This window comes from Pseudomonas sp. A125 (assembly GCF_055409485.1).
The window spans coordinates 1-10,320 of sequence record NZ_JBUZVP010000060.1 but is presented as its reverse complement, the minus strand read 5'-3'; the positions used below and the strand labels follow the sequence as shown (position 1 = coordinate 10,320).

8 protein-coding genes and 1 pseudogene are annotated in these 10,320 nt (G+C 52.2%); 6 read left to right on the top strand and 3 right to left on the bottom strand.

Features of this window, described 5'->3' with window-relative positions:
* Positions 1 to 256 precede the first annotated feature (256 nt).
* Positions 257 to 451 carry a hypothetical protein gene (locus ACZRN6_RS36025; RefSeq protein ID WP_464009934.1) on the top strand — a complete coding sequence of 65 codons (195 nt, stop codon included), beginning with the start codon at positions 257 to 259 and terminating at the stop codon, positions 449 to 451.
* 782 nt (positions 452 to 1,233) lie between these two features.
* A pseudogene (locus tag ACZRN6_RS36020) lies at positions 1,234 to 1,359 on the top strand (hypothetical protein); the annotation flags it as partial.
* 49 nt (positions 1,360 to 1,408) lie between these two features.
* Here the strand turns inward: ACZRN6_RS36020 and ACZRN6_RS36015 are convergent.
* On the bottom strand, positions 1,409 to 2,464 hold the full coding sequence (locus ACZRN6_RS36015; protein WP_464009933.1) for a HoxN/HupN/NixA family nickel/cobalt transporter: 1,056 nt from the start codon (positions 2,462 to 2,464) through the stop codon (positions 1,409 to 1,411).
* Positions 2,465 to 2,943: 479 nt separating this feature from the next.
* Between ACZRN6_RS36015 and ACZRN6_RS36010 the strand changes: the two genes are divergently transcribed.
* The 3 genes from ACZRN6_RS36010 to ACZRN6_RS36000 are packed head-to-tail and all read left to right on the top strand — an operon-like array spanning position 2,944 to position 5,517.
* Entirely contained in the window at positions 2,944 to 3,927 is a 984-nt protein-coding gene (locus ACZRN6_RS36010; RefSeq protein ID WP_464009932.1) for a DUF1852 domain-containing protein, read from the top strand.
* Between the two features lie 25 nt (positions 3,928 to 3,952).
* Entirely contained in the window at positions 3,953 to 4,981 is a 1,029-nt protein-coding gene (locus ACZRN6_RS36005) for a methionine synthase (RefSeq protein ID WP_464009931.1), read from the top strand.
* Between the two features lie 8 nt (positions 4,982 to 4,989).
* A complete protein-coding gene (locus tag ACZRN6_RS36000; protein WP_464009930.1) occupies positions 4,990 to 5,517 on the top strand; it encodes a flavin reductase family protein in 528 nt (175 codons plus the stop codon).
* Between the two features lie 734 nt (positions 5,518 to 6,251).
* Here ACZRN6_RS36000 and istB read toward each other — a convergent pair.
* Positions 6,252 to 6,998: an IS21-like element helper ATPase IstB gene (istB, locus tag ACZRN6_RS35995; RefSeq protein ID WP_464009929.1), complete on the bottom strand. Its 747-nt coding sequence runs from the start codon at positions 6,996 to 6,998 to the stop codon at positions 6,252 to 6,254.
* Positions 6,995 to 8,545, bottom strand: a complete 1,551-nt coding sequence (gene istA / locus ACZRN6_RS35990; RefSeq protein WP_464009928.1) for an IS21 family transposase — start codon at positions 8,543 to 8,545, stop codon at positions 6,995 to 6,997. The genes istB and istA overlap by 4 nt, the downstream gene beginning before the upstream one ends.
* A gap of 616 nt (positions 8,546 to 9,161) precedes the next feature.
* On the opposite strand from istA, the gene ACZRN6_RS35985 reads away from it, so the two are divergent.
* On the top strand, positions 9,162 to 10,202 hold the full coding sequence (locus tag ACZRN6_RS35985; RefSeq protein WP_464009927.1) for a hypothetical protein: 1,041 nt from the start codon (positions 9,162 to 9,164) through the stop codon (positions 10,200 to 10,202).
* The last annotated feature ends 118 nt before the right edge of the window (positions 10,203 to 10,320 follow it).

Here is a 10,320-nt window from a genome sequence, read left to right as displayed (position 1 = left end):
GATTAACCGGCTTAGCCGTGTAACCTGAACCGCCGTATACGGAACCGTACGTACGGTGGTGTGAGAGGACGGCGGATGTGAATCCGCCTCCTACTCGATTACACTGTGTTCTTCAGTCACGCTGCTTCAAAGAGCACCAAGAGACACGATGGATCGGAGCTGCACCTTTTCTTACGCCGGGTGGCTGGCGATCACATCTCCTACAACCCGCTAGGCCTGCGCGCCCGACACCGCCATCTCAGTTTGGGAAAGAATCATGGAAGAGATCTTTGTTGTGCAAAAACGGCCAGTAGAACCTACGCCGCCTTTGAATGACCAGCTCGGAAATGACGGCTTCTACTACAGAATTGTTAACGTACGGACAGCTCAGGCCGTGTCGGGAAAAGTCCTCAGTGCCGATGAGGCGAGGGCAGAATGTCAGCGCCTCAACGAAGTTGCGAGAACCGACTAAAACCGTTGAAAAATAGAGGGGGTCAAGCATGAGCTTCGCGAATCCTGGAGTTTCGCACTGACGAGCGTTGTGGATCGGATATCTCTGAATCCCTCGAACTTCACACCCGCACCGAGTGGCGGCTTTGCGGGGGAAGTAGATTCCAGTAGATCTACTGGTAGATGGCGAATGGCTGCTTCGGGTCGAGACGCCCCACGTGACTGACGCCAGTCGACCCAATGCAGACGGTCAGACCAGATAGAAACCGATCAGTAGCGCCAGGACTGGGCAATCGCTATCTAGCCTGTGAGCGAATTGTGAGAGATGTCATCCCGCAGAAAAAACGCACATCGCGGTCTTTACGATGAGCTTGCGTATTCCACGGCCATCCGGCCACTGATTCCATGAACATCCGGCCACCTATTCCACGGTGATCCGGCCACCCATTCCACGCACATCCAGCCACCAAAAGGCAGGCAGCAACGCAGGATAATTCACTATCATCGACCTCTTTTATCGAAGCAGAGAGGTCGTCGTGGAGCGGTTAAGCACTCAAACTTCCTTTTCGACGCTGGAGGGCATCAGTACCGTTCGGGCATAGTGCTTCAGAATCAAGCCTGTGAACTAGACGCTACCTGCGTAGCCACAGATCTCGCCAGCATGGCGCAGATGTTTCCTAAATCAAGTGAGAGGGCTGGATATTGATGGTCGTTATGCCGACCGCCGATGGCGGTTATCTGAGCTACGGCACAGGAGACATACACAGGGAGTGAGATATGGAAGCAAAATAAGTTGTACAGAGTGGAACGGTTAAAACAGCCAGTTTCTGCATCCGTCACAACGCTCACCGTAGCGACACTGCCCAAGTGGATCTGGATGGCGATCAGACACGTCTTGCCGTCGAGTATCCAATCACAGGTGAGTTCTAGTAAATGCAAAAACAGAGTGATCACTCTCGTGACCACCCTCCAGCGTCGATTAGGTATTGACTTCCATGCGGTCAAAACCTTTCAACCGGTACAGGCTGATGGAGATTACCCAGCTGGCTATGAAGATGCCGATGATCAAGTAACCAAGGGCTCCGAAATGCTCATTCATGTCACCGATGAATTCCCAGAAAGGGCCCTCCAGTGACAGCTTGTCAGCCAACAGACCCAAACCTTCCACGCCACTGATGAGCACTGCAACGACAACCGAAACCAGGGTGATGGTCATGTTGTAGTAGATCTTGCGCATAGGTTTTAGGTAAGCCCAACCATAGGCACCCAGCATCAGGTGGCCGTCGAGGGTATCGACCAGCGACATGCCCGCACTGAACAGCACTGGGAACACCATGATTGCCCACGGCGACATGCCTTGTGCCGCTTGGGAGGCCGAGATGCCCATCAGAGCGATCTCTGAGGCCGTATCAAAACCCAAGCCGAACAGGAAGCCCAGCGGGTACATGTGCCAGCTGCGGGTGATCAGTCGGAACAGCGGTCGAAAAAAACGGGCGAGAAAACCGCGGTCGGCCAGTAACAGGTCAAAATCGTCGTCGTTGTACTTACCGCCCGCGCGAATATTTTTCCAGGCTCGGTAGATCGAACGCAGGATAATTAGGTTCATCAAGGCAATCAGCAACAGAAACGACGCCGATACTGACGTACCTATTACGCCGCCGACTTCCTTGAAACCCTCGAAGCGTGAGCTCAGCGCCGAGGTGGTGATGGCGATCAACAGTGATGCCAACACCACCACGCTGGAGTGGCCCATGGAAAAAAAGAAACCGACCATCGTTGGTCGCTGGCCGTCTTGCATCAACTTGCGCGTGACGTTTTCGATGGCCGCGATATGGTCGGCATCGACCGCATGACGTAGGCCGAAGCCGTAGGCGAGCAGGGCTGTGCCGAGCAATACAGGGTGGTCGTGGAAGGCCACCAACGCCCAGCCCCAGGCCAGCAAGTTGATGGCGATGAGTAGCGCGTAGGTACTGATCAGTTTGGCGCGGGTTTCAGCATTGGCGTTGCTGATGACACCCAGTAGTTTCTTAAGCATGTGGAGACCTCGGGAGTACGCGTCCCAGTGGCAGGCATGAGGGCGGATGCAAAGGCGGGTCTGACTCCCAGATGTCTGGATACAGTGGCGCGACCGTGCGGCATTTCACCGGCTTCCGTCTTTGCAATAATTTGAAACATTTGGATTCTACGTGAGTATCGAACTCTGTCGATTGAAACTGCGCAAACGGTCGTGCAGATGTACGAATGGCAGCGTTGAGCGATGTGACTTCTTGTTTCAATTGCCAGCATGAGCCTCTCCGGTGACCTCGTTCCTGAGCCTGCACGCCATCATGAGCGTGACTAATGTTCTTTTGAAATCAATTCGTTTTTGTTCATGTGGCTTCCTTGCTTAAAATGCCCGCAGCATTTCACGGTGGCCGATCTACAGGCCGTCGAGTGAAGGAACAGAATGTTTACCAAAGCTGAAAGAGGCAAGGCGCCATTTCAGATTTGTCCAAAATACAGGTGCAGGTCACGATGAACAACGAATTCACATTTGCTATCAAGAGCATTTGTTTTGATGAGAACTACTTTCCTTCAGAAAGTACGCGCATTACGACCAACTTTGCCAATCTGGCGAGAGGAGAGAGTCGTCAGGAAAACCTGCGCAACACTTTAAAGATGATTGATAATCGCTTTAATGCATTGGCGCACTGGGGTAATCCTAAGGGTGATCGTTACACGGTCGAGTTGGACATTATCTCCGCTGAAATGAAAATCGATGCTGAGGGTCGCGGCCACGCTATTCCTTTGATTGAGATTTTGAAGACCACGATTGTTGATAGAGAAACCAATCAACGCATAAGTGGCATAGTAGGCAACAACTTCTCATCCTACGTGCGAGACTATGACTTCAGTGTGCGGCTGCTGGAGCACAACAAAAACCAGTCGGAATTCAGCACCCCAGATGACTTTGGCGATTTGCACGGTAAATTATTCAAGTGCTTCGTCAACTCAAGCGCTTACAAAGAGCACTTCGACAAGCCACCTGTCATCTGCCTGAGCGTATCAAGTACCCGGACATACCTGCGAACCCAGAACCAGCACCCTGTCCTAGGCTTTGAGTACCAGCAAGATGCGTACTCTTTGACAGATGAGTATTTCGGGAAAATGGGCTTGAAGGTTCGTTATTTCATGCCACCGAACAGTGCTGCGCCACTGGCTTTCTACTTTTCAGGGGATTTGCTCGGTGATTACACCGATCTTGAGTTGATTGGCACCATTAGCACAATGGATACGTTCCAGAAAATCTACCGTCCTGAGATTTACAATGCAAACTCCGCAGCTGGAAAGTCCTATCAGCCTAGTTTGAAGCATCAGGACTATTCATTGACTCGAATTTTTTATGATCGAGAAGAGCGTAGTCGACTGGCTGCCGAACAGGGAAAGTTTGCCGAAGAACAATTCATCAATCCGTATCAAGCCATTCTCGTTCAGTGGTCTGTTAGCTGCGCGCTTTAATAATTTTAAATCAAGGTCATTTTTAATGAAAAAACTGTTGCCTACTTCGACCGCTGGTAGCTTGCCTAAACCTTCCTGGCTCGCACAACCTGAAACGCTTTGGTCACCCTGGAAATTGCAGGATGAAGAACTGGTTGAAGGTAAACAGGACGCTCTGCGCCTTTCCTTGCAGGAACAACAGCTGGCCGGCATTGATATCGTCAGTGATGGCGAACAGACCCGTCAGCACTTTGTGACGACCTTCATCGAGCATCTCGAAGGCGTCGATTTTGAAAATCGTGAAACCGTACGGATTCGTGATCGCTACGATGCCAGCGTGCCGACGGTTGTAGGCGCTGTTGCTCGGAAAAAGTCGGTGTTCGTGGAGGACGCCAAATTTTTGCGCCAGCAAACGAAGCAGCCGATCAAGTGGGCCTTGCCTGGCCCAATGACGATGATTGACACCCTCTACGATACTCACTACAAAAGCCGTGAAAAACTGGCTTGGGAATTTGCGAAGATCCTCAATCAGGAGGCCAGAGAGCTGGAGGCTGCTGGGGTGGATATCATCCAGTTCGACGAGCCTGCATTCAACGTATTTTTTGACGAGGTGAATGACTGGGGTGTGGCCACCTTGGAGCGAGCAATCGAAGGGCTTAAGTGCGAAACCGCCGTGCATATTTGCTACGGCTACGGCATCAAAGCCAACACCGATTGGAAGAAAACGCTGGGTTCGGAATGGCGCCAATATGAAGAGGCGTTCCCCAAGTTGCAGAAATCCAGCATCGATATCGTCTCGCTGGAATGTCACAACTCTCACGTTCCGATGGATCTGATCGAACTCATTCGCGGCAAAAAAGTGATGGTGGGGGCTATTGATGTAGCAAACCATGCCATCGAGACGCCCGAGGAAGTCGCCAATACCCTGCGCAAGGCACTTCAGTTCGTAGATGCCGACAAGCTTTATCCTTGCACCAACTGCGGCATGGCTCCGTTGCCTCGCCAGGTTGCAAGAGGCAAGTTGAATGCATTGAGCGCGGGCGCAGAGATCATTCGAAAAGAGCTGTCCAACTAGGAACTGCGATGTCACTCACTGCCACTACCAACGCTACCGCTATTGCCATCGAGCCGATGAGCTTTCGTGAGGCGCTCGGGCACTACGCTTCCGGTATCACGGTGATTACATCGCACACCGGTGATGAGCCGATTGGCTTTACTTGCCAGTCGTTTTATAGCGTGTCGATGAACCCGCCACTGGTCTCGTTCAGCATCATGTGCAGTTCGGCCAGCTATCCGAAGATTCGTGAGGCAGGTCGATTCGCAGTCAATATTCTGTCTGGTGAACAGGTTGGAATTTCCAACCAGTTCGCTCGCCGAGGCACGGATAAGTGGCATGGAATCAAATGGCAGGAATCGCCGCTAGGTAATCCAGTCATTGCCGACAGCCTGCACTGGCTTGACTGTGAAATCCACGCTGAGCACGTCGCAGGTGATCACGTGATAGTGATTGGTGAGGTGAAAGCTTTGGGTCTGCAAAAGGCTGACACCGCACGGCCATTGCTCTATTTCAAAGGGCAGTATCGCAACCTGGCGGCGCATGGCGCAGTTTGAGCGACGAGCGTTTTCCTGCGTAAACGGAGTGGCCGCAAATCACTCCGTTTTGTGTTAACACAAATTAGACGCCTACAGCCCTGCGAGATGGATACAGGGGCAACTCGGCAACCTTTCCGAAAATCAGTTCTAGACTGTTCCAGAGTACGATCTGGATACATAACGACGCCGTACTGAACTTCCACAGCAGTACCGCAGAGATGTTGTCTGTCTGGCACCTCATTGATGGTCGGGAACAGGTATGGTGAGTGCGCGGGCCTCGCTTACACCACACAATCAGCGTCGTCCGAACCCCTCAGATGCGGCCAGGCGGCCTCAAGGCGGGCTTTCATCAATGGTCTCAGCACGAGGGTGCCCTGATGAGCATCGACAATACGACTCAATTGACCAGTACCCGTAGTGAAGAAAACGCGAACCTACTACTCCGAGTCGGATGGACGCTTTTGCTCGTGGTAGACCGGCGGGAAGGCGCCTATCAATGGCTGCTTTATCAATTCGGATGGCAGCGGGAGGGGGAACCCCCTGAAATCACTTTTACGGGTGTTGAGGGTGGCCCAGATCCATTCTGATCACGGCTGATAAGTAAGCCGATTCAAAATGGCATAGCAATGGCCCAACTCCAATATGGCGAAAATATTGAAAAACAAGCGGTTGCATGGCAATTGACCACCTGTTTGCATTCGGCTTGACCAATTGCATTCGTATTGACCACCAGAAACACTCGCCGGATGCTCTTACGCCCGTTTGCGACTTTTGACCCTTCGCATCGATTCGCCCTTCAGTTCAATGACATGGGACTTGTGAACGATACGGTCAAGAATTGCGTCGGCAATCGTGGGGTCGGAGAACAGGTCATACCATTTTTCTTTCGGGTACTGGCTTGTGATCAGCAATGACCCGTTCTGTGACTGCTGGTCGATAACGTCTAGGAGGAATGGGCCGAGTTGGGCGTCAATGCCACCGATGCCCAAATCGTCGATGATCAATAGCTCTGCGCGTATCAATTGCCGACGTAGTTTGGGCATGGTGTGGTCAGCGTAAGAAAGTGAGATCTCTTCAAAAAGCTTCGTGGCAGTGCGGTACAGCGTCCCTCGCCCAAGGCGGCAGGCCTGGTTTCCGAGTGCGCAAGCGAGCCAAGTTTTGCCAGTGCCCGTGGCGCCTGTGATGATCACATTCTGGCGTCGCGCCAACCATTCACACTCTCCAAGGGTCATAACAGTATGCCGGTCTATGCCTCGGGATGCTTTGAATTCAATGCTGTCCATTGTGGCTTCATTCTCGCGAAGCCTCGCGGCCTTTAGCAAACGTCCAACCTTTCTGCTCTCCCGCTCGCTATTTTCGGCGTCCACCATTAAACCAAGCCTTGTATCGAATGGTTCTTTCAGCAGCGCCGGTGTTTCAAGCTGTCGCTCGTAGGCAACCGCCATCCCGTGCAGACCGAGAGTCATGAGGTTTTGGGTAGTATTGAGGATTAACTTCATAGCGGCTCATCTCCTTGTGAAGCGTAGTATTCAGCACCGCGAATGTTGGCGTGTTCGACCAAGGGGGCGGATCTTTGGTAGCTGGGACGCAGGTCAGATTCGTTCCGAAGGATCGACCGCAAGCGCTCAGAACTCAGGATGTTTAATGTGTTGGCATAGCCGCACGCAGACTCAAGGCGAGACGGCGAGATAGCCCCCTTTCGAACGTCGCGTTTCAGGCCAATAACGGCCTTCAAACCGGTCGCGAAATCTTTGCGTAGATTGAGGTTGTCCTTCACGAAACGGAGCGTTTCAAGCCCGATCGTCTCAGCCCATACCATCAGTGCCTCCGGCTGAGAGTCTTGAAAATGGCTGTGATTCGGAGCCAAGTGTTCTCTCAGCGTGCTTAATCCGCGCTGGCGGTTGAGCTTGTGCGAGCCGATGACTCGGCGCTGATGAAGGATTTCGAGCCAATCGTCTCGCACGCGTAAATCGACGAGAAGGTTCGCAAAGTGATAGGGAACTGAGTAGCTGTGCTCTTCAAAACCCACGTGGTAATCGCTACCCACCCGAACCTGATACACCCACTGACTGTAGCTGTATCGCTGTTCTGGGAGGGGCTTGAGGGCTGGGTAATCAAGCTCAAGGAACCGGCTGGTTCTGCTCTTTGGGTACGTTCGAGTGATTCGATTGTTCAGTTCATCGACCCAGAAGCTGATTTTCTCATTCAGTTCATCCAGAGAAAATAAAGTGATCGCTCTCAGCCTAGCAAGAACGAACCGCTGTACCAGCTGAACGGCGATTTCACCTAGCGACTTGTCTTTCGGTTTACGCGGTCTGGCGGGGTAAATTTGAAATCCGTAATGCTCAGAAAACTCGGCGTAGGCACGATTTAAAGTCACAACATCTCTCGTGTTTTTAGTTACTGCTGACTTCAAATTATCAGGCACGACGAACCGAGGAGCACCGTCGAAAAACTCCAGAGCTAAAGCGTTGCATTTGAGCCAGTCCGGTGTCGTTTGACTATTTACAGCGGTGGCAAAGATGTATCCCGAGGCGCCGAGCGTTGCCACGAACACTTGCGCCTGGTTGATCGCCCCCGTGTCCGGGTTTGTCACAGGCATTGTCCTGCCACAAAAGTCCACGAAGCATTTGTCTCCGGGGAGGTGGATCTGTCGCATGCTCAATTTTTGCTTGTTGACCCACTCACGATAGAGTCGCGTGAATTGAGCATATGACACGCCTTCTGGCTCGCTCGTACGAAACTCTTGCCATAGAAGCTCTAAAGTGATGTCAGGGAGTTTCAACTGTTCATGGACAGCGAGCCATGAGGGGTATGGCTTCCTTTGAGGTGATGTTCTCGGCTGAGTATGCAGACGCTCCGCAAGAGCGTTGTCGTCAAGGTGCTTCAGATCTTCCCAGCTTTGCCCACACTGGGCTAGCTGATCGCGAATGGTGCGAACAGTGTTGTGGGACACTTTGGCTAATAGGCCAATCGCCCTGTTCGACAGCCTGGGGTCGCACGCGAGACGTAGCACCTCGCGCTGCGTAACTATTGGCAGCCTCATGTGTTCTCCTCGCGACAGGCGTGTTAATGCCTCACAAGTCGCGCCGTGTGAAAATTGCAGACAAACGGATGGTGGTCGGCTTGACGCCGAACGCGAGGGAACACAGAATGATGGTGCATAGGGCTGAAAACCTAACACCATCAAAAAAGCCTAGGGCTCCACCCCTGGGCTTTTTTGTGTTCCAAATCCACCGGCTAACACCTAGCCTAGTCTCATTGCGATACTCCTCATATGCCTAGGTCACACGGCCTGCTGCCGTGCGCAGCGCTGCGTGGCAATCCAGCAGGCGACCTCCTTGGACAGAGCGAAGAACCCCCTACGATTAGGTACTTCGAATAGTGGCACCTCAATCGTTCCTCGCTGCTTAGCCTTACGAAACGCATCGTACGACGTGTAACCCAACTCTCTCCACAACGCGCTGCCTCCCACCATCAAGCCATATCGGCCCTTAAGATCGAGTTCTAATTCTGATGCCAGGATTTGGATTTGAATGGGCTCACGCATCGCACTTAATGTCCGGCTTGGTCACAGTTAATAGTAATAAACCGACTCCTTGCGCTCCAGCCGTAAGACTTCTACATTTTTTACGGTACAAAGATCAGCCGGGAATATTTAAATGTCTGATTTTAAAAGAATTGCAAAAATTTATTCGGAGTTCGCAGAGAGCTTGCGCGAACAAATTTCGGAAAATAGTAATCCCCGTAGCAATACCGTGGAAATGCTCGCAGTAGGCTATTGGTTCGAAGGACTGAGGCAGCGGACAGGCCTCAAAACTGCATACGCCCTTGAGCTGCACTTTGAAAAGGAGTCGTTCCGAAGGAATAGCAATGGCACGATCCGGCATTACCGGAGCAAGTGGTCAAGGTACGAACAGAAATTGATCTCGCCCAAGGCCACTACCCTGAGCAGGGTAGAATTGCTAGCACCTGGATCTTCCCGCGACTTGCTCCATCCTATATGGACGTTGATGAAGCAGATCTCCCGACAACAGAAGATCAGCTTCGAAAGTTTCTTCCGAACGCTCAACACCGAAGTCCAGCTGGTGCTTTACCGCAACACCAGCGACATGATTTGGGACAGTTCTCAACGAGAACCAACCACTCAAGTTCTATTTGAAAAGCTCGAACGTAGGGCGAGCCTAGATAGCCTCGCAGCGCTGATCGCGATAGTGGTCGAAGCGGATCATCTAGGTCGAAAATCTCTCGCTATCAAAGCAGCAAACTCCTTACACAAAGTGCTTCTGATGTTGGCGATGGAGCTTCAAGCGCGCGGTGTTGCCGTTGTGCTAATGGATTGGCTGGCGTTCAACGTCCTACCTCTTGGCGTGCCTGCGCACTTGCAGATCTGGATGAGCAGCACTGATTACATCCATGCGTCAGCCCATTTGAACACGATGGTTTATCAGCATCCAGAAAGGCGCGGAAAAGCCTTGCCTTGGAAGCTTCGTAACAGGGTGATGTGCAAGCTTCTTGCCGGGGATATGGGGATTGACGTTTTGCACGCAATGCGACCGCAGTTCGGGTTGCGGGAAGACATTGGGGAAATCGCGGTCGAGTTGGTCGATGAGTTTAAGAAGACGTCGGCACTCAGGACTTGGGGGTGGATGTGCATCGCTGATGGCACCCCCCAGGTAGTGCCCCCCGTAGCGCTGTTGTAGCCGTCCCATCATTCGCTAGGCGAATGGTCAAGTCCAATGCAAATGCCTGGTCACGTCCGATGCAAACGACTGGTCAAGTCGAATGCAAACGACTGGTCAAATGGGGTGCAATTTCCCA

Bases quoted from the DNA above. Each gene is read 5' to 3' on its own strand.
- ACZRN6_RS35985 (WP_464009927.1), top strand. From the start codon at position 9,162: ATGTCTGATTTTAAAAGAATTGCAAAAATTTATTCGGAGTTCGCAGAG.
- ACZRN6_RS36000 (WP_464009930.1), top strand. From the start codon at position 4,990: ATGTCACTCACTGCCACTACCAACGCTACCGCTATTGCCATCGAGCCG.
- istB (WP_464009929.1), bottom strand. From the start codon at position 6,998: ATGAAGTTAATCCTCAATACTACCCAAAACCTCATGACTCTCGGTCTG.
- ACZRN6_RS36010 (WP_464009932.1), top strand. From the start codon at position 2,944: ATGAACAACGAATTCACATTTGCTATCAAGAGCATTTGTTTTGATGAG.
- istA (WP_464009928.1), bottom strand. From the start codon at position 8,545: ATGAGGCTGCCAATAGTTACGCAGCGCGAGGTGCTACGTCTCGCGTGC.
- ACZRN6_RS36005 (WP_464009931.1), top strand. From the start codon at position 3,953: ATGAAAAAACTGTTGCCTACTTCGACCGCTGGTAGCTTGCCTAAACCT.
- ACZRN6_RS36025 (WP_464009934.1), top strand. From the start codon at position 257: ATGGAAGAGATCTTTGTTGTGCAAAAACGGCCAGTAGAACCTACGCCG.
- ACZRN6_RS36015 (WP_464009933.1), bottom strand. From the start codon at position 2,464: ATGCTTAAGAAACTACTGGGTGTCATCAGCAACGCCAATGCTGAAACC.